The sequence below is a fragment of the Pseudomonas sp. TE3786 genome, from assembly GCF_054057335.1.
Genome location: NZ_JBSRZF010000011.1, coordinates 127,872 through 146,836, shown reverse-complemented (window position 1 = coordinate 146,836; position 18,965 = coordinate 127,872). Strand labels below are relative to the sequence as shown.

General features: G+C 62.8%; 12 protein-coding genes and 2 pseudogenes. 10 read left to right on the top strand and 4 right to left on the bottom strand.

The annotated features are described in order from the left end of the window. Positions 1–52 precede the first annotated feature (52 nt). The 5 genes and pseudogenes from dgcB to ACVW0Y_RS14085 form a co-directional block, all read left to right on the top strand. The gene (dgcB, locus tag ACVW0Y_RS14105; protein WP_457438952.1) at positions 53–2,005 is read left to right on the top strand and encodes a dimethylglycine demethylation protein DgcB; all 1,953 of its coding nucleotides are present in this window, start codon (positions 53–55) and stop codon (positions 2,003–2,005) included. Next, on the top strand, positions 2,005–3,228 hold the full coding sequence (gene etfA, locus ACVW0Y_RS14100; RefSeq protein ID WP_457438951.1) for an electron transfer flavoprotein subunit alpha: 1,224 nt from the start codon (positions 2,005–2,007) through the stop codon (positions 3,226–3,228). Before dgcB ends, etfA begins: the two co-directional genes overlap by 1 nt. Further along, a complete protein-coding gene (gene etfB / locus ACVW0Y_RS14095) occupies positions 3,218–3,997 on the top strand; it encodes an electron transfer flavoprotein subunit beta (protein ID WP_457438950.1) in 780 nt (259 codons plus the stop codon). The genes etfA and etfB overlap by 11 nt, the downstream gene beginning before the upstream one ends. A 305-nt stretch (positions 3,998–4,302) precedes the next feature. Then, positions 4,303–4,785 (top strand): annotated as a pseudogene (locus ACVW0Y_RS14090) (MCP four helix bundle domain-containing protein); the annotation flags it as partial. Positions 4,786–4,815: 30 nt separating this feature from the next. Next, positions 4,816–5,925: pseudogene (locus ACVW0Y_RS14085) on the top strand (methyl-accepting chemotaxis protein); the annotation flags it as partial. A gap of 76 nt (positions 5,926–6,001) precedes the next feature. Here ACVW0Y_RS14085 and gbcA read toward each other — a convergent pair. Beyond that, the gene (gbcA, locus tag ACVW0Y_RS14080; RefSeq protein ID WP_457438949.1) at positions 6,002–7,291 is read right to left on the bottom strand and encodes a glycine-betaine demethylase subunit GbcA; all 1,290 of its coding nucleotides are present in this window, start codon (positions 7,289–7,291) and stop codon (positions 6,002–6,004) included. Between the two features lie 311 nt (positions 7,292–7,602). Here gbcA and gbcB point away from each other — a divergent pair, with 311 nt between their 5' ends. Continuing rightward, the gene (gbcB, locus tag ACVW0Y_RS14075) at positions 7,603–8,703 is read left to right on the top strand and encodes a glycine-betaine demethylase subunit GbcB (protein ID WP_457438948.1); all 1,101 of its coding nucleotides are present in this window, start codon (positions 7,603–7,605) and stop codon (positions 8,701–8,703) included. 83 nt (positions 8,704–8,786) lie between these two features. Here the strand turns inward: gbcB and ACVW0Y_RS14070 are convergent, their stop codons facing one another. From ACVW0Y_RS14070 to ACVW0Y_RS14060, 3 genes are all read right to left on the bottom strand, one after another. Next, positions 8,787–9,416: a glutathione S-transferase family protein gene (locus tag ACVW0Y_RS14070; RefSeq protein ID WP_457438947.1), complete on the bottom strand. Its 630-nt coding sequence runs from the start codon at positions 9,414–9,416 to the stop codon at positions 8,787–8,789. Between the two features lie 140 nt (positions 9,417–9,556). Next, positions 9,557–11,425, bottom strand: a complete 1,869-nt coding sequence (locus tag ACVW0Y_RS14065; RefSeq protein ID WP_457438946.1) for a ferredoxin — start codon at positions 11,423–11,425, stop codon at positions 9,557–9,559. 170 nt (positions 11,426–11,595) lie between these two features. After that, positions 11,596–12,636, bottom strand: coding sequence for a threonine aldolase family protein (locus tag ACVW0Y_RS14060; protein ID WP_457438945.1), 1,041 nt, complete (start codon positions 12,634–12,636; stop codon positions 11,596–11,598). A gap of 325 nt (positions 12,637–12,961) precedes the next feature. Between ACVW0Y_RS14060 and glyA the strand changes: the two genes are divergently transcribed. The 4 genes from glyA to ACVW0Y_RS14040 are packed head-to-tail and all read left to right on the top strand — an operon-like array spanning position 12,962 to position 18,912. Further along, positions 12,962–14,215: a serine hydroxymethyltransferase gene (glyA, locus tag ACVW0Y_RS14055; protein ID WP_457438944.1), complete on the top strand. Its 1,254-nt coding sequence runs from the start codon at positions 12,962–12,964 to the stop codon at positions 14,213–14,215. 60 nt (positions 14,216–14,275) lie between these two features. Continuing rightward, the gene (locus ACVW0Y_RS14050; RefSeq protein ID WP_457438943.1) at positions 14,276–15,526 is read left to right on the top strand and encodes a sarcosine oxidase subunit beta family protein; all 1,251 of its coding nucleotides are present in this window, start codon (positions 14,276–14,278) and stop codon (positions 15,524–15,526) included. A gap of 57 nt (positions 15,527–15,583) precedes the next feature. After that, positions 15,584–15,898, top strand: coding sequence for a sarcosine oxidase subunit delta (locus ACVW0Y_RS14045; RefSeq protein ID WP_457438942.1), 315 nt, complete (start codon positions 15,584–15,586; stop codon positions 15,896–15,898). Beyond that, a complete protein-coding gene (locus ACVW0Y_RS14040; RefSeq protein WP_457438941.1) occupies positions 15,895–18,912 on the top strand; it encodes a sarcosine oxidase subunit alpha in 3,018 nt (1,005 codons plus the stop codon). The genes ACVW0Y_RS14045 and ACVW0Y_RS14040 overlap by 4 nt, the downstream gene beginning before the upstream one ends. Positions 18,913–18,965: the final 53 nt, after the last annotated feature.

Sequence of the window (18,965 nt, the reverse complement as noted above, 5' to 3'; positions counted from 1 at the left end):
TGGAAACCGGGCGGGTTGGCGCCGTTTTCCGGTCCCGCGAAGGAGACCAACGATGTTGAACACCTTGTTGCCCATTCTGTTGTTCGCGGCACTGCTGTTGGCCGTTATCGGCGCGGGCAAACGCTTTTTTATGTGGCGTCGCGGGCGTCCGGCCCAGGTCGATTGGCTGGGTGGTCTGCTGGCCATGCCCAAGCGTTATATGGTCGATCTGCACCATGTGGTGGCCCGCGACAAATACATCGCCAACACCCACGTGGCCACCGCCGGCGGCTTTGTGCTGGCCGCGGTGCTGGCGGTGCTGGTGCATGGTTTCGGCCTGCATAACCGCATTCTTGGTTTTGCCTTGCTGGGTGCCAGTGCGCTGATGTTTGTCGGTGCGCTGTTTGTCGCCAAGCGCCGCCTCGACCCGCCGTCACGGCTATCGAAAGGCCCGTGGATGCGCCTGCCGAAAAGCTTGCTGATGTTCTCCGCCAGCTTCTTTATCGCCACTCTGCCGGTGGCCGGAATTCTTCCTGAAGGCTTTGGTGGCTGGGTTCTGGCGCTGGTGCTGGGTATCGGCGTGGCCTGGGGCGTGTCCGAGTTGTTCTTCGGCATGACCTGGGGCGGGCCAATGAAGCACGCCTTTGCCGGTGCCCTGCACCTGGCCTGGCACCGCCGCGCTGAACGGTTTGGCGGTGGCCGCTCCACGGGCCTCAAGGCCCTGGACCTGAGCAACCCCAATGCGCCACTGGGCGTGGAAAAACCCAGCGACTTTACCTGGAACCAACTGCTCGGCTTCGACGCCTGCGTGCAGTGCGGTAAATGCGAGGCCGCGTGCCCGGCCTTTGCCGCCGGCCAGCCGCTGAACCCGAAAAAGTTGATTCAGGACATGGTGGTCGGTCTGGCCGGCGGCACCGATGCCAAGTTTGCTGGTAGCCCCTACCCATCCCTTGACGGCGGCGGAAAACCGCTCGGCGAACACCGCGGCGGCCCGCACCAGCCTATCGTCAACGGCCTGGTGGACGCTGAAACCCTGTGGTCCTGCACCACCTGCCGCGCCTGCGTGGAGGAGTGCCCGATGATGATCGAGCACGTCGATGCCATCGTCGATATGCGCCGCCACCTGACCCTGGAAAAAGGCGCTACGCCAAACAAGGGCGCGGAGGTGCTGGATAACCTGATCGCCACCGACAACCCCGGCGGCTTCAACCCAGGCGGTCGGTTGAACTGGGCGGCGGATTTGAACCTCCCGCTGCTCAATGAAAAGAACACCACCGACCTGCTGTTCTGGGTCGGCGACGGTGCCTTCGATATGCGCAACCAGCGCACCCTGCGCGCCTTTGTCAAAGTGCTGAAAGCGGCGAATGTCGACTTCGCCGTTCTGGGCCTGGAAGAGCGCGACAGCGGCGACGTGGCGCGCCGTCTGGGCGATGAAGCGACCTTCCAGAGCCTGGCCACCCGCAATATCGCCACCCTCGGCAAATACAGCTTCAACCGCATCGTCAGCTGCGACCCGCACAGCTTCCACGTGCTGAAAAACGAATACGGTGCCTTGGGCGGCAACTATGAGGTGCTGCACCACAGCACTTTTATTGCCGAGCTGATTGCCGCAAACAAACTCAACCTCGGCCAGCACAAAGGCGCTTCGGTGACCTACCACGACCCGTGCTACCTCGGTCGCTACAACGGCGAGTACGAAGCGCCGCGCGAGGTGCTGCGCGCCCTCGGCATCGAGGTGAAAGAGATGCAGCGTTCGGGCTTTCGCTCGCGCTGCTGTGGCGGTGGCGGCGGCGCGCCGATCACCGATATTCCCGGCAAACAGCGGATTCCGGATATGCGCATGGTCGACATCAAAGAGACCGGAGCCGAGCTGGTGGCCGTCGGTTGCCCACAGTGCACGGCGATGCTCGAAGGGGTTGTCGAGCCGCGCCCGCAGATCAAGGACATCGCCGAGCTGGTGGCCGACGTATTGCTGGAATCCCCAGCCGCCGCGCCCCTCAGACTGCTGGCCGAGGAGGTGCACTGATGAGCGACATTATCCGCCGCGACCCCCGCGCCGAACGTATCGCCCGCAATCGTCTGCATCCCTTGCACGGCACCCTGCAACGCAGCGAAAGCAGCTGGATGGGCCCCAACGGCATCATGCGCAAGAACCCCCATGCCGTCGGTTTTATCGGTCCCAACGGCATCAAGCGCATCGACCGCAGCGGTGCTCAGCAAGGCGGCACGGCCAAGCGTTCCGCCCAGACCGCTGCTGTGCAGTTGCCACTGCATGTGGTGGCCGCGCCGAGTTTCTACATTGTGGTGGTGCCGGATCTGGTCGGTGGCCGCCTGACCAGCCATGACCGCGACCTGCTCGGCCTGGCGAACCAGCTGGTCGGCAGCCAGGGTGCGGTGCTGGCCGTGGTGTTTGGCGAACATAAGGAGAGCAGCTTCGACAGCGCTGGCGTCGACCGCCTGCTGCAATTCGAGGGCGCGCTGTATAGCGGCTATGCCCCGGAGCAGCAGGTGCAGGCGCTGGCCGCCGTCGAGCGGCAATTCCAGCCGCGACACTGGTTGCTGCCGGACAGCCGCAGCGGTGGCGGCGAACTGGGCCGGCGCTTGGCCGCGCAGTTGGGCGAGCGCCCGGCTACTAGAGTGTGGCAGGTCACCGACGAACACTGCATCGGCCGCGCCGGTGCGGGCCAACAGGATCTGCAACGCCCCTTGGCGCGGGTGATTTTGGCCGCCAGCGAATGCGCCGAGCCGGTCAGCGAAACCCGTCACGAAGCCTTGGCGGTAACGCTGGATAACGAAGTCGCCCGTTGCCTGCCGCGTATCGAAGACCTCGGCGCGGTGGCGGTAGACCCGGGTGCGACGCCGATGGCCGAGGCGGAATTTATTCTCTCCGGCGGCAATGGCGTCAAGGATTGGCACCTGTTCCACCGCACCGCCCAGGCTCTGGGCGCCACCGAAGGCGCTTCACGGGTCGCCGTGGACGACGGCCATATGGCGCGCAATCGCCAGGTCGGTGCCACCGGTACCTGGGTCACCGCAAGGGTTTACCTGGCCGTCGGTATATCCGGTGCCATCCAGCATCTGCAAGGCATCGGTGCCTGCGACAAGGTGGTGGCGGTCAACCTGGACGCCGGCTGTGACATGATCAAACGCGCCGACCTTTCCGTGATCGGCGACTCGGCGGCGATTCTCGCCGCGCTTATCGAACGCATGGCCGCGCACCGCGCCGGAGGCAATCGCGATGCAGCCTAAGCCATTCAATGTGTTGTGCCTGGTGTCCATCGGTGCCCACCCGACTTCCGGCCGTGCCCGGCGTGCCGAACAAGATGCCCGCGCCGTCGAGTTGGGCCTGCGTCTGGCCGGTGAGCAACTGCAAGTGCTGCATGCCGGCGATGCTCAGGAAGAGGCATTGCGTGCCTACCTCGGCATGGGCCTGAGCGAACTCAGCGTCTTGCAGCAACCCAACGGTGCCGATGCGCTGCCGGCGCTTTTCGACTATCTACAGGAAAGCGGCGCGCAACTGGTGCTGACCGGCAGCCAGGCGGAAACCGGCGAAGGCTCCGGCATGCTGCCGTACCTGCTGGCCGAGCAACTGGGCTGGCCGTTGGTGGTGGGGTTGGCCGAAGTGGAAACGGTCGAAAACGGCGTGGCGCAGGTGCTGCAAGCACTGCCTCGCGGTCAGCGGCGTCGCTTGCAGGTGCGCTTACCGTTTCTTGCCAGCGTCGACAACGCCGCACCTACTGCACGGCAGAGCGCGTTTGGCCCGGCGCGGCGCGGTACGTTGTGGGCTGATGAGGTGGAAGTGCTGGACGACGATCTGCTCGCCAACGCCAGCTTCCAACCCGCACGGCCACGGCCCAAACGCTTGAAAGTGATCAAAGCCAAAACCGGTGCCGAGCGGATGAAAGCCGCCACGGCCAAAGCGGCGGGCGGCGGCGGGCAGGTGCTCAAGGATGTCAGCGCCGCGCAAGGCGCTGAGGCGATCTTCAAGCTGCTGCTGGAAGAGGGGGTAATCCGCTAGAGAACTGCCAACACCGTCATCCCGGCACCGGCTGGGATCCAGCGTCTCGCGGCGGACTCAATACCTCGGCAAATCCGAAATTCTGGATCCCAGCCTGCGCTGGGATGACGGTTGTCAGGTTGTCAGGTTGTCAGGTTGTCAGGTTGTCAGGTTGTCAGGATGCCAGGATGCCAGGATGCCAGGATGCCAGTGCCGAGGGGCGGCCCGACTAAACCCTCCGATGGTTTGTCCATTTGCAACTATGTTTTCCATACGGCCTTTGCTCGCAAACGCAGGCCTTACCTGGATACGCAAGGACATTCCCCATGTTGCGACAAATCGATATCGGCCCCCGCACCACCCTGGGTTTCAGCCTGATCGCGTTGATGGTGATGGTGCTCGGTGCCAGCGCCTTGTTGAAGATCTCCGATATGCGCCGCGACTCCCAGGAGGTCAGTGAAAACTGGCTGCCGAGCATTCTGGCCCTGGATGCCGTGGCGCAAAATACCCTGCGCCTGCGGGCGATCACCTTGCGCCTGGTGGTCAACCGCAAGCCCGAGGACCAAGCCAGCAATGGCGAGCGGGCGCAACAGCTGAAGGCCTCGCTAGCGGACAATCAGCGCCGTTATGAGGGCCTGATTTCCAGCCCGGATGAGCGGGCCAGTTATGAGCGCTTTAGGGCGGCGTTGAGCGGCTACCTGCAGGAACAGGAAAAACTGACCCGCTTTGCTCAGCAACAACAGTTCGATCAAGCCGTGGAAGTGGCCTCAGGGGCCATGGTGCAACTCACCGACACCATGGCCAAAGAGATTGGCCAGATGACGGCGATCAATACCGACGGTGCCAATCTGGCCAGGACGCACTCGGAGGAGGTGTTTGTGGCTGCGCGTAACAGCATGATCATCACCATGATCCTGGCGGGCATTGCCACGGCGATCCTGGCCATGCTGCTTTCCCGCAGCATCGTCCGCCCCCTGTTGCGCGCAGTGGGCGTCGCCCAGGTGGTGGCCTTGGGCGATCTGACCGAGCGTATCGAAGTGGAAGGTACTGACGAGCCGGCACGCTTGATGAGCGCGCTGCACACCATGCAACAGAACCTGCGCAGCACCATCCAGAGCATCGCCGACTCGTCCAATCAGCTGGCCTCCGCCTCGGAAGAACTCAGTGCGGTCACCGAGGACTCCACCCGCGGTCTGCATCAGCAGAACGACGAAATCGAACAGGCCGCCACCGCCGTCAACGAGATGACCACTGCGGTGGAAGAGGTGGCGCGTAATGCGGTGATTACCTCCGAAGCCTCACGGGAATCCGACCGCACCACCCAGCGTGGCCGCGAGCAGGTGCAGCAGACGGTGAACTCGATTTCCAGCCTGGCCGACGATGTCACCACCTCGTCCAGCCAGGTGGAGCAACTGGCCGACAAGGTGCGTGATATCAGCAAGGTGCTGGATGTGATCCGCTCCATTGCCGACCAGACCAATCTCCTGGCCTTGAACGCAGCCATCGAGGCGGCGCGGGCCGGTGAAGCCGGACGGGGTTTTGCCGTGGTGGCCGATGAAGTGCGGGCCCTGGCCCATCGCACTCAGCAGTCGACCCAGGAAATCGAACTGATGGTCGGCGGCATCCGCCAAGGTACCGATCAGGCGGTGAGCGCCATGCAGAACAGCAACCAGCGGGCGCGCTCGACGCTGGAGGTGGCCAAGGCGGCGGGTGGTGCCCTGGACGAGATCGCCGTGGCGATTTCCGCCATCAACGAACGCAACCTGGTGATCGCCAGCGCCTCGGAAGAGCAAGCGCAGGTGGCGCGGGAAGTGGACCGCAATCTGACCAATATCCGCGACCTGTCGCTGCAGTCATCGGCGGGAGCCAATGAGACGGCGGCGGCCAGTCAGGATCTGTCGCGCTTGGCGGTGGAGTTGAACAGCATGGTGGCGCGGTTCAAGGTTTAACGCGGGAGCCTGTAGGAGCGGCTTCAGCCGCGAGTTTTTGATCCTCGCCGATAGGGGCCGTCGACGGGTATTCGCCCTACTGGGTTTTGATGCCGTACAGGTAGGGCGCCGGTGCCGCACCGAGGTTGCTCAATAACCGCTCGCTGTACCAGTCAATAAAATTCACCACACCAAACTCATAGGTCTTCGAGTACGGCCCTGGCTGGTACGCGGTGGAGTTGATCCCGCGCTGGTTTTCTTCGGCCAAACGCCGGTCCTGGTCGTTGGTGGCATCCCACACTTCGCGCATGCGCGCCGGGTCGTAGTCGACACCCTCTACGGCATCTTTGTGCACGATCCATTTGGTGGTGACCATGGTTTCCTGAGCACTGATCGGCCACACGGTGAACACGATGATATGGTCGCCCATGCAGTGGTTCCACGAATGCGGCAGGTGCAGGATGCGCATGGAGCCGAGGTCGGGGTTTTTGATCCGCCCCATCAGCTTCTGACAGCCTTGTTTGCCGTCCAGGGTCATCGATACGGTGCCCTTCAACAGCGGCATACGCACGATGCGGTTACGCAGGCCGAAGCTGGCGTGGGCATAGGGAATCTTCTCGGCATCCCAGGCGGCAGCGGAGGCGGCGACGTGGTCTTTGAAGGCCTGGTCGGCGCGCGGGTCGGTGACGTCGTCCCACTCCAGCAGGGTTTTCAGCAGCTCGGGGTGGGAACCGTTGCAGTGGTAGCACTCGCGGTTGTTCTCGATCACCAGCTTCCAGTTGGCCTTTTCCATCAAGGTGGTTTGCACCGCCACCTTGGTGTTCTCCATGTCGTAGGGCTCCATGTAATGGGCCAGGGTGGAGAGGAATTCGTCGATGGCCGGCGGATTTTCTGCCAGGGAAATAAAGATGTAGCCGCCGGCCACTTTCACGTTTACCGGCTTCAGGCCGAACTTCTTCATATCGAAGTCGTCGCCCATTTCGGTGCCGGCGTACAGCAGGCGACCGTCCAGTTCGTAGGTCCACTGGTGGTATGGGCAGACCAGCTTGGCGACCTTGCCTTTCTCGCCAGTACACAGGCGCGAGCCACGGTGGCGGCAGACGTTATGGAAGGCGTTGATCGCACCATCGGCACCGCGGATCACCACAATCGGGTTTTTGCCCAACTGGAAGGTGAGGTAGTTGCCCTTGGTCGGGATCTCGCAGGTCATGCCGGCGATCAGCCATTCCTTGTGGAAGATCTCCTGCATATCGATATCGAACAGGCGCTCGTCGCTGTAAAACGGCTGCGGCAGCGAATAGGTGCGCTCGCGGTTCTGCAGCATAGCGGCGGTGGCCTTGCGTGCCGGCTCCAGCGGGTCGCCCAAACTCAAGGTAGTGGTGTCCATCTATCTGTCCTCATGGCTGATCGCGGGGTGCGCGCAGCGGAAAATGGCGGTTGGGGTTCACGCAAGGCGCTTGACTAGCGCTCTCTGGATTGAGGTGGAGTGTGGGGTCGAGCGGGTTGCTGACCTTATCCATGGGCGACACGGCCAATTCCGTTTCCGACGCGCCAGCCCCGATGGTTGGGGGGCTGGTCGCGGTGAGCATGCCGATGTCGCAGATAGGTAAGTGGCCCACTAGGCGCGTGCCCACAATCGGCCCCATAGTCCTTGGCCATTAGTCCTTGGCAATAGTAGGCAGCAGCGCGGGAGCGAACATGTCCAACACCTTCCTCAATCCGGTCAACACCCAGACCTGGGCCAATGGCCGTCATCTGGTGCGTTGCGTCAAGGTGATCCAGGAAACCTGGGATGTGCGCACCTTCTGCTTTATGGCCGACCAACCGATCATGTTCTTCTTCAAGCCGGGGCAGTTCGTCACCCTGGAGCTGGAGATCGACGGCCAGCCGATCATGCGCTCGTACACCATTTCCAGCTCGCCCTCGGTGCCCTACAGCTTCTCCCTGACCATCAAGCGTGTGCCCGGCGGCAGGGTGTCGAACTGGCTGCACGACAATATGAAAGAGGGCGACGAGCTGCCCGTGCACGGCCCGGTCGGCCTGTTCAACGCCATCGATTTTCCCAACGACAAAGTGCTGTATCTGAGCGGCGGCGTGGGCATCACCCCGGTGATGTCGATGGCGCGCTGGTACTTCGACACCAACGCCAATGTCGACATGGTGTTTGTCCATAGCGCGCGTTCGCCCCGTGATGTGATCTACCGCCGCGAGCTGGATCATATGGCCTCGCGCATCCGCAACTTTGCGCTGCACATCATCTGCGAGAAGCACGGCGAAGGGGAGCCGTGGGCCGGTTACCGCGGTTACCTGAACCAGCCGATGCTGGAGCTGATTGCCCCGGATTTCCGCGAGCGGGAAATCTTCTGCTGCGGCCCCACGCCCTATATGAGCGCGGTGAAGCGGCTGTTGGAAGCCAACGGCTTCGACATGAGCCGCTACCACGAGGAGTCCTTCGGCGCGACGCCGGCCGAAGACAAGGCCGACGCCATCGTCCACGCCGAACAGGCTGCCGATGCGCCGGCACCGGATGCCGCCGACCTCAATCAGGTGGAATTCACCGCCACCGGCAAAAGCATTCGCGTGGCCCCCGGCGAAACCGTGCATGCGGCGGCGGCCAAGCTTGGCCTGCATATTCCCAAGGCCTGTGGCATGGGCATTTGCGGCACCTGCAAGGTGATGAAAACAGCGGGTGAGGTGGAGATGGAGCACAACGGCGGGATCACCGATGAAGACGTGGATGAGGGCTATATCCTGTCGTGCTGCAGTGTGCCGAAAGGGGATGTGGTCATCGACTACTAGGATTACACCATCCTTGTAGGAGCGGCTTCAGCCGCGATGCTTTTGACCTCTGACGTTTGCAGGGATCGCGGCTGAAGCCGCTCCTACGACCCCTCTTCTTGTCTGGCCAGCAACTCCGCATCCTTCGCCACCGCCCGCTTGTACGCCGGGCGGCTGGTGACGCGGTCGATATAGGCTTTGAACGCTGGCAATAACGGCACCACACCAAAGTGGGTGGTCCAGTTCAACGCCGAGGCCCACAACACGTCCGCCGCGCTAAAACGCTCGCCCAGCAGATACGGCCCTTTGGCCAACTGCGCCGCGACTACCGCCAACACCTCGTCATAGCTGCCATAGGGCGAGCGCCGCTTGGGTGCGGGTTCGCGCTGCAGCGAGTGGTCCACCACGGCGGGTTCGAAGCACGACCCATAGAACACCATCCAGCGCAGGTACGGCCCGCGCAACGGATCGTCGATGGCAGGAGCCAGGGCCGCCTGGGCGAACAGGTCGGCGAGGTAGATAAAGATCGCGGCTTGCTCGGTAATCAGCGCGCCGTCGTGAACGATGGCGGGCACCTTGCCCATCGGGTTGATGGCCAGGTAGGCCGGCTGGCGCTGGTCGCCGTCGTTCAAGCTCATGACATGCAGGTCATAGGGGGCACCGAGTTCTTCCAGCAACACCAGGGAACCCAGCGAGCGGCTTTGCGGGGCGTAATGGAGAATAAGGCTGGCCATGCGGGTGCTCCGGCTGAGGTTCAGGAGCAACAACATAGTTCAGATGGTGGGGGCGGCCAGGTATTTGGTCAGGTTCTGCCGTTTGCAGAAATCGCGGCTGAAGCCGCTCCTACGGACAGCGCAACTCTGTAGGAGCGGTTTCAGCCGCGATGCGCTTGCAACCGCCACGCACCTTGTTCGAGGCTGGCATGCTGCTGCCGATAAAACAGCCGCCAATCACCGTCGCGCTGCGCAAACTCATAGGCCAACTCAGGCACCGGGGCGGACTCTTCGAATTGGCTTTCCCGCTCGGGATTGCCCTGGCCGGGCCCGGTAATCGGCACATACCGATTGCGCCCCAGCAAGCGCAGCAGGTGCAGTTGGCCGTGGATAAAACCCTGCAGATGAACGTCGAGAATATCGTCGGCCAGCCAATGCAGACTCTCGCTGCGCGGCTCGGCAATTGCCACGCGGTGTAGCACCGCCGGGGCATCGGCGAAGGCGATCAGGGCGATAAAGTGGCCGCAGTCGGAAACGCGATGTTCCAGCACCCATTCGCCCGGCACCTGCCAGGTTCCGATCTGGCACTGGTAGGCGCGCAAGTCGCCCTTTTTGCTGTCGCGCAGTGCTTGCCAGGTCATGCGTTCGCCGCTTTTCAAGGGCGCGCTTTGCAGTAGCAGTGGTGCGTCGTTCAGCGGCAATAGCAGGTCCACTTCGGGCATGCCGGTATAACCCAGCTGCGGTTTGCCGCGCCGCTTCTGGCCGATTTCCAGTTCAAGCTGGCTGTAGGTGTAGGAGGTCAGCGGGCCGTGGTCGCCATATTCCAGGCACGGTTGCGCCCATTCCAGGCGCAGGCGCACGTGTTCGGCTTCCAGGGCGATCAGCTTTGGGGTGGTGCTGTGGGGTTCGCGCTCGCTGGCTTGCCAGGCACCATCGAGCAAGCGCCACCCGCCGTTGCGCTGCCAGAGCCAATAGCCGCTCTGCTCGTCGCGCGAGCCGGCGCAAACGAGCGCCGAGCCGTCGGCGTTAAACACCATCTCGGGTTCAGGCTGACGCAGCATCAGGCCGCTCGCCTGGCCGTCCAGCCACAGCTCGCCGATGGGGTAACGCAGCGGTGCCAGAGGGTCGTCCAGTGGCATCAGGCTGGTGGGTAGGCGCGTGTGCAGTTCCAACTGCGGCGCACCTGTCGGGGCAGGCAAGGTGCGGGAGTGGTGGTCGGGTTGCAGCTGTTGCCAGAACGCGTCGGGTAGCCACAGGTCCTGCACGGCCACCATTGTTTGCACCTGGGCATTGGCCAGCAGGTCGCTTATAGACAGGCGATACGCCGCGTCCGAGGTCAGCGGGCTGACCCGGCCGACCACTTCGGTATCGGTGACCTTATCCAGCTCCCAGAACTGGTCGATGTTGCAGTGATGCAGCAGACGTTGCTGGCGGTCGTAAATCAGCAAACCCCAGCGGCCACGACTCGGCATCGGCGAGACGAAGTAGCGACCGTCGGTGGAAAACTGCGCCGAGGGGTTGGCGTTGAAAATCACGCTGCCATCGGGCAGCAGGTAGTCGCAAATCAGCGGGCCGCCCATGGCGATTTCCCATACATCCAGCAAGCGGATCGGCTCGCCCTCGGGTGTCAGCTCGGGCTCGCCGCCGCCCCAGGCACTGGCACCGCGCCGTTCGCTAGTGGTGGGAGTGGGTACTGCGCAAGCGGGTGACGAAGGGCTTTGTTCTTCCAGCGTCCAGCCCAGGCGTTTGGGCAGTCTGATCAGCAGCACCAGGCCGCCCATCATCACCGCTGCGCCCACGCAGAAGGCCAGCCAGAACACCGGGATGGCACGACCGATGCCGATGCCCAGGCCGATCAGCCAGAAGAACTGCAGTTGTTGCAGGCGGTAGGGCACCTGGCTGCGCAAGCGGTTGAAGAGGGCGCAGGTGGGGAATAGGGCCAGCCAGAAGAGCACGCCCAGGCTCAGGGGCAGGAAGACGGGAGAGAGCAGGGTGAGGACAATCCAGCTGAGTTCCAGGGGGAGCAACATAAGTAGCTGGGGGAGGGATTTGCTTGCCAGTCGGTCGTCCATGAATGGCCCGGTAGGTGTGTTCAGTTCGAGATTCTGGGTCCCAGCCTACGCTGGGACGACAGAGGTTTTTGCCAAGACTCCCGTCGTCCCAGCGTAGGCTGGGACCCAGGTGCAAGCTTCTTGCAGGCTTACCCCTGCATCACCAAGCGAATATCCGCCGCCAACTCACGCACTCGTTCTTCCTCGGTATCCCACGAGCACATAAACCGCGCCCCACCCGCCCCGATAAAGGTATAGAAGCGCCAATCCCGCGCCCGCAGCGCCTCAATGGCCGGCTCGGAAAGCTGCAGAAATACGCCGTTGGCTTCTACCGGAAACATCAGGCTCACCCCCGGAATATCGCTGACCAGTTCAGCCAGCAGGCGCGCGCAATGGTTGGCGTGGCGGGCGTATTTCAGCCAGGCGTCGTTTTCCAGCAAGCCGACCCAGGGGGCGGAGAGGAAACGCATTTTCGAGGCCAGTTGGCCGGCCTGTTTGCAGCGGTAGTCGAAGTCCTCGGCCAGCTGTTTGTTGAAGAACAGAATCGCCTCGCCCACCGCCATGCCGTTTTTGGTGCCGCCAAAACACAGCACATCGATACCGGCTTTCCAGGTCAGTTCGGCCGGGGAGCAGTCGAGAAACGCGCAGGCGTTGGCAAAGCGGGCACCGTCCATATGCAGGTTCAGGCCCAGCTCGTGGCAGGTGTCGCTAATGGCTTTGAGCTCTTCGGGGCGGTACACGCTGCCGATCTCGGTGGCCTGGGTGAGGGTTACCACGCGTGGTTTGGGGTAGTGGATGTCTTGGCGTTTGAGGGCGATTTCACGGATGGTCGCCGGAGTCAGCTTGCCGTTTTCAGTGCGTGCAGTAAGTAGTTTGGAACCGTTGGAAAAGAACTCCGGCGCGCCACATTCGTCGGTTTCGACGTGGGCGGTCTCCGAGCAGATCACGCTGTGGTAGCTCTGGCACAGCTGCGACAGGGCCAGGGAGTTGGCGGCGGTGCCGTTGAAGGCGAAGTACACCTCGCAGTCGGTTTCGAACAGGCGGCGGAAGTGGTCGGAGGCGCGGGCGGTCCACTGGTCTTCGCCATAGGCGCGCTCATGGCCCTGGTTGGCTTGCGCCATAGCGGCCCAGGCTTCCGGGCAGATACCGGAGTAGTTGTCGCTGGCGAATTGCTGGGTGTTGTCGGTCATGGCAATAAGGTCTCTTTACGGCAATGGGCAACACTGTAGCGCGGCGGGCGATTTCTGTCGTATTGCGGCGCCTGGTTGAAGAGCTCGCGGCTAAAGCCCCTCCCACAATGAATCGAGGTTCCTTGTGGGAGGGGCTTTAGCCGCGAGCTTTTGATCTATGTTGGGGGCATGTCCGCGTGTTGGTCGGAATGAGCATTTTGACGTCGCAAACAGGCATATGGCTGCGCCGGCTATTTCGCAGAATCGCTAACAACGCAGAACCGCTCCGCACGTGGGGGTGGGCGCTCTAACAATGATGCGGCAAGCGCTGTCGCTGGAGACCGAGATGTTCAGCAAAAACGACCAGATCAAAGGCTACGACGATGAGTTGCTGGCGGCCATGGATGCCGAGGAAACCCGTCAAGAGCATCACATCGAGTTGATCGCCTCGGAGAACTACACCAGCAAACGCGTGATGCAGGCCCAGGGCAGCGGGCTGACCAACAAGTACGCCGAAGGCTATCCAGGCAAGCGCTACTACGGCGGTTGCGAGCATGTGGATAAGGTCGAGCAGTTGGCCATCGACCGCGCTAAGGAACTGTTCGGCGCTGATTACGCCAACGTGCAGCCGCATTCGGGCAGCCAGGCCAACGCCGCTGTGTATCTGGCGTTGCTGCAGGCTGGCGATACCGTTCTGGGTATGAGCCTGGCCCACGGCGGGCACCTGACCCACGGTGCCAAGGTGAGTTTCTCCGGCAAGCTCTATAACGCTGTGCAGTACGGCATCGACACCACCACCGGCTTGATCGATTACGACGAAGTCGAGCGTCTGGCGCTGGAGCACAAGCCGAAGATGATCATTGCCGGCTTCTCGGCCTACTCGAAAACCCTCGACTTCCCACGCTTCCGTGAGATCGCCGATAAGGTGGGCGCCTACTTCTTCGTCGATATGGCCCACGTTGCCGGTCTGGTGGCTGCCGGTTTGTACCCGAATCCGCTGCCCTATGCCGACGTGGTTACCACCACTACCCACAAGACTCTGCGCGGCCCGCGGGGTGGTCTGATTCTGGCCAAGGCCAACCCGGATCTGGAGAAGAAATTCCAGGCCGCGGTATTCCCCGGTGGCCAGGGTGGCCCGCTGATGCATGTGATCGCGGCCAAGGCGGTGTGCTTCAAGGAAGCCCTGGAGCCTGGCTTCAAGGCCTATCAGCAGCAGGTGATCGATAACGCCCAGGCCATGGCCAAAGTGTTTATCGAGCGCGGCTACGATGTGGTCTCCGGCGGTACCGACAACCACCTGTTCCTGGTCAGCCTGATCCGGCAGGGCCTCACCGGCAAAGATGCCGACGCGGCCCTCGGTCGTGCCGGTATCACCGTGAACAAGAACGCGGTGCCCAACGACCCGCAGTCGCCGTTCGTGACCTCGGGCCTGCGCATCGGCACTCCAGCCATCACCACCCGGGGTTTCAAGGTGGCGCAGAGCGTCGAGCTGGCCGGCTGGATCTGCGACATCCTCGACCACCTTGGCGATGCCGATGTCGAGGCGCAGGTGGCCAGGCAGGCCGCCGCCCTGTGTGCGGATTTCCCGGTTTACCCATGATCTGATTTCACCCGCCCCGTGCCAGCAGTCGGCGCGGGGAAGCCGCGAGGAGCACCTCTGATGCAACGTTATTCCGGCTTCGGCCTGTTCAAGCACTCGCTCAGCCATAACGAAAACTGGCAGCGCATGTGGCGTAACCCGACGCCGAAACCGGTGTACGACGTGATTATCGTCGGCGGTGGCGGCCATGGTCTGGCCACGGCGTATTACCTGGCCAAGGTGCACGGCATCAGCAATGTGGCGGTGATTGAAAAGGGCTACCTGGGCGGCGGCAACACCGCGCGCAACACCACCATCGTGCGCTCCAACTACCTGTGGGATGAATCTGCCCATCTGTACGAGCACGCGATGAAACTCTGGGAAGGCCTGTCGCAGGACATCAACTACAACGTGATGTTCTCGCCGCGCGGCGTCTACAACCTGTGCCACACCCTGCAGGACATGCGCGATTCCGAGCGCCGGGTAAGCGCCAACCGCCTCAACGGCATCGACGGCGAACTGCTGGATGCCAAGCAGACCGCGGCAGAAATTCCGTACCTCGATTGCTCGAAAAACACCCGCTACCCGGTGATGGGTGCCACCGTGCAACGCCGCGGCGGCGTGGCCCGTCACGATGCCGTGGCCTGGGGCTATGCCCGCGCCGCCGATGCCCTGGGTGTGGACCTGATTCAGCAGACCGAAGTGATCGGCTTCCGTAAGGAAAACGGCGTAGTCATAGGCGTGGAAACCAGCAAGGGCTTTATCGGCGGCAAGCGCGTAGGCGTGGTCACCGCCGGTAACTCCGGGCATATGGCCAAGCTGGCGGGCTTTCGTTTGCCGCTGGAATCCCATCCGTTGCAGGCGCTGGTCTCCGAGCCGATCAAGCCGATTATCGACAGCGTGATCATGTCCAACGCTGTGCACGGCTATATCAGCCAGTCCGACAAGGGCGACCTGGTGATCGGTGCCGGTATCGACGGTTATGTCGGCTACGGCCAGCGCGGTTCCTACCCGACCATCGAGCACACCCTGCAGGCCATCGTCGAGATGTTCCCGGTGCTCAGCCGGGTGCGCATGAACCGCCAGTGGGGCGGCATCGTCGACACCTCGCCGGACGCCTGCCCGATCATCAGCAAAACCCCGGTGCCGAACCTGTTCTTCAACTGCGGTTGGGGCACCGGTGGCTTCAAGGCCACCCCCGGTTCGGGTCATGTATTCGCCGCCAGCCTGGCCACTGGCGAGATGCACCCGCTGGCCAAACCGTTCTCGATGGAGCGCTTCCACAGCGGTGCGTTGATCGATGAACACGGTGCCGCAGCGGTGGCGCACTAATCAGCTGATGCCTTGCGTCACTGGCGCAAGGCTGTAAAGAATTCTGGAGGTACGGCCATGCTGCAAATTTTCTGCCCTCACTGTGGCGAGTTACGCGCTGAAGAGGAATTCCACGCGGCCGGCCAGGCCCACATTCCTCGCCCGCTCGACCCGAATGCCTGCACCGATCAAGAGTGGGGCGATTACCTGTTCTTCCGTGACAACCCCCGTGGCCTGCACCACGAGCTGTGGATTCACGCCGCCGGCTGCCGTCAGTACTTCAACGCCACCCGCGACACCATCAGCTACGAGATTTTCGAAACTTACAAAATTGGCGAGAAGCCCTCGGTGACCGCCAAACCGAAAGCGGCCGCTGCAGGAGAACAGGCATGAGCCAGATCAACCGCCTGAGCAATGGTGGCCGGATCAACCGTAACCAGCCGCTGACCTTCACCTTCAACGGCACCACCTACCAGGGTTTTGCCGGCGACACCCTGGCCGCCGCCTTGCTGGCCAATGGTGTGGACATTATCGGCCGCAGCTTCAAGTACTCGCGCCCACGCGGCATCGTTGCCGCCGGTGCCGAAGAGCCGAATGCGGTGTTGCAGATCGGTTCCCGTGAAGCCACGCAGATCCCTAACGTGCGGGCCACTCAGCAGGCGCTGTACAGCGGTCTGGTCGCCACCAGTACCAACGGCTGGCCGAGTGTGAACAACGACATCATGGGTATTTTGGGTAAGGTCGGCGGCGACATGATGGCGCCCGGCTTTTACTACAAGACCTTTATGTATCCACAGTCGATGTGGATGACCTACGAGAAGTACATTCGTAAAGCCGCTGGCCTGGGTCGCGCGCCGAAAGAAAACGACCCGGACCGTTACGACCATATGAACCAGCACTGCGACGTGCTGGTGGTCGGCGGCGGTGCTGCCGGTCTGGCCGCCGCCTTGGCTGCCGGCCGTGCCGGTGCGCGAGTGATTCTGGCCGACGAGCAGGAAGAATTCGGCGGCCAGCTGCTGGACAGCCGTGAAAGCCTCGACGGTCGCCCGGCGGCCGATTGGGTGGCCAAGGCCTTGGTGGAACTGAAGAGCATGCCGCAGGTGCTGCTATTGCCGCGTGCCACCGTCAACGGCTACCACGACCATAACTTCCTCACCATTCACGAGCGCCGTTTCGACCACCTGGGTGAAACCGCGCCCATGGGCGAGACGCGCCAACGTATGCACCGCGTGCGTGCCAAACGGGTGGTACTGGCCACCGGCGCTCACGAGCGGCCATTGGTGTACGGCAACAACGATGTGCCGGGCAATATGCTCGCTGGTGCCATCTCTACCTACCTGCGCCGTTATGGCGTGGCACCGGGCAAACAGCTGGTGCTGTCCACCACCAATGACTTCGCTTACCGCGTGGCGCTGGACTGGCTGGAAGCCGGCCTGAAAGTGGTGGCCATTGCCGATGCCCGCTCTAACCCACGCGGCGCCTGGGTGGAAGAAGCCCGCGCCAAGGGCGTGCGCGTTCTCACCAGCAGCGCCGTGATCGAAACCCGTGGCAGCAAACGCGTTAGCGCGGCCCGCGTGGCAGCTATCGACCCGGTTGCGCATACCGTCACCAGCCCGGGCGAGTGGCTGGACTGCGACACCGTGGCCACCTCCGGTGGCTATAGCCCGGTGGTGCACCTGGCCTCGCACCTGGGCGGCAAGCCGACCTGGCGGGAAGACCTGCTGGCCTTTGTGCCCGGCGAAGGGTTCCAGAAACGCGTGTGTGCCGGTGCCGTGAACGGTGTGTTCCAGCTTGGCGATGTATTGGCCGATGGTTTTGAAGCCGGCGTAAAAGCCGCTGGCGAAGCCGGTTTTGCCCCGGTCAGCGGCGAAGTGCCAAGCGTGGCCGCACGCAGCGAAGAGGCCAGCATTGCGCTGTTTCAGGTACCCCACGAGAAATCCACCGCCCGTGGCCCGAAACAATTCGTCGACCTGCAGAACGACGTGACCAGCGCCGGTATCGAGCTGGCCACCCGCGAAGGTTTCGAGTCGGTCGAGCACGTCAAACGCTACACCGCCCTCGGTTTCGGTACCGACCAGGGCAAGCTCGGCAATATCAACGGCCTGGCGATTGCCGCCCGCTCGCTGAACATCAGCATCGCGCAGATGGGCACCACCATGTTCCGCCCCAACTACACGCCAGTGACCTTCGGGTCGGTAGCCGGGCGTAACTGCGGCGCGTTGTTCGACCCGGTGCGCTACACCGCGCTGCACGCCTGGCATTTGCAGCAAGGTGCCGAGTTCGAAGATGTCGGCCAGTGGAAGCGCCCATGGTATTTCCCGAAAGCCGGTGAAGACCTGCACGCCGCCGTCGGCCGTGAGTGCAAAGCGGTGCGCGACAGCGTCGGCCTGCTGGATGCCTCCACCCTCGGCAAGATCGATATCCAGGGCCCGGATGCCCGCGAATTCCTCAACCGCGTGTACACCAACGCCTGGACCAAGCTGGACGTGGGCAAGGCCCGTTACGGCCTGATGTGCAAAGAAGACGGCATGGTCTTCGACGACGGCGTGACCGCGTGCCTGGCCGACAACCACTTTCTGATGACCACCACCACGGGCGGCGCAGCCCGTGTGATGCAGTGGCTGGAGATCTACCACCAGACCGAGTGGCCGGAGCTGAAGGTGTACTTCACCTCGGTTACCGACCACTGGGCGACCATGACCCTGTCCGGCCCCAACAGCCGCAAGCTGCTGGCCGAGGTCACCGACATCGACCTGGACCGTGAAGGCTTCCCCTTTATGACCTGGAAAGAAGGTCTGGTGGGCGGCGTGCCGGCGCGGGTGTTCCGCATCTCCTTTACCGGCGAGCTGTCGTACGAAGTCAACGTACAGGCCGACTACGCCATGGGCGTGCTGGAAAAAATCGTCGAGGCCGGCAAGCAGTACAACCTCACCCCGTACGGCACCGAAACCATGCACGTACTGCGGGCCGAGAAGGGCTTCATCATCGTTGGCCAGGACACCGATGGTTCGGTGACCCCGGACGACCTGAACATGGGCTGGTGCGTTGGCCGCACCAAAGCGTTCTCGTGGATCGGCTGGCGCGGCATGAACCGCGAAGATTGTGTGCGGGAAAACCGCAAGCAGCTGGTTGGCCTCAAGCCGGTGGACCCGAACGTGGTGCTGCCTGAGGGCGCGCAGCTGGTGTTCGACACCCAGCAGCAGATTCCCATGGCCATGGTGGGTCACGTCACCTCCAGCTACTACAGCGCCAGCCTCGGTTACAGCTTTGCCTTGGCGATGGTCAAAGGCGGCCTGAAGCGCATGGGCGAGAAGGTGTTTGCACCGCTGGCCGATGGTCGTTTTGTTGAGGCTGAGATTTGCAGCTCGGTGTTCTTCGATCCAAAAGGGGAGCAGCAGAATGTTTAAGTGCAATCGCGTTTTCCTGAACCATCACCGCGCCTGGATCCCCGCCTTCGCGG

Coding starts and splice junctions, on each gene's coding strand:
- dgcB (WP_457438952.1), top strand. CDS start 53: ATGTTGAACACCTTGTTGCCCATTCTGTTGTTCGCGGCACTGCTGTTG.
- etfA (WP_457438951.1), top strand. CDS start 2,005: ATGAGCGACATTATCCGCCGCGACCCCCGCGCCGAACGTATCGCCCGC.
- etfB (WP_457438950.1), top strand. CDS start 3,218: ATGCAGCCTAAGCCATTCAATGTGTTGTGCCTGGTGTCCATCGGTGCC.
- gbcA (WP_457438949.1), bottom strand. CDS start 7,291: ATGGACACCACTACCTTGAGTTTGGGCGACCCGCTGGAGCCGGCACGC.
- gbcB (WP_457438948.1), top strand. CDS start 7,603: ATGTCCAACACCTTCCTCAATCCGGTCAACACCCAGACCTGGGCCAAT.
- ACVW0Y_RS14070 (WP_457438947.1), bottom strand. CDS start 9,416: ATGGCCAGCCTTATTCTCCATTACGCCCCGCAAAGCCGCTCGCTGGGT.
- ACVW0Y_RS14065 (WP_457438946.1), bottom strand. CDS start 11,425: ATGTTGCTCCCCCTGGAACTCAGCTGGATTGTCCTCACCCTGCTCTCT.
- ACVW0Y_RS14060 (WP_457438945.1), bottom strand. CDS start 12,636: ATGACCGACAACACCCAGCAATTCGCCAGCGACAACTACTCCGGTATC.
- glyA (WP_457438944.1), top strand. CDS start 12,962: ATGTTCAGCAAAAACGACCAGATCAAAGGCTACGACGATGAGTTGCTG.
- ACVW0Y_RS14050 (WP_457438943.1), top strand. CDS start 14,276: ATGCAACGTTATTCCGGCTTCGGCCTGTTCAAGCACTCGCTCAGCCAT.
- ACVW0Y_RS14045 (WP_457438942.1), top strand. CDS start 15,584: ATGCTGCAAATTTTCTGCCCTCACTGTGGCGAGTTACGCGCTGAAGAG.
- ACVW0Y_RS14040 (WP_457438941.1), top strand. CDS start 15,895: ATGAGCCAGATCAACCGCCTGAGCAATGGTGGCCGGATCAACCGTAAC.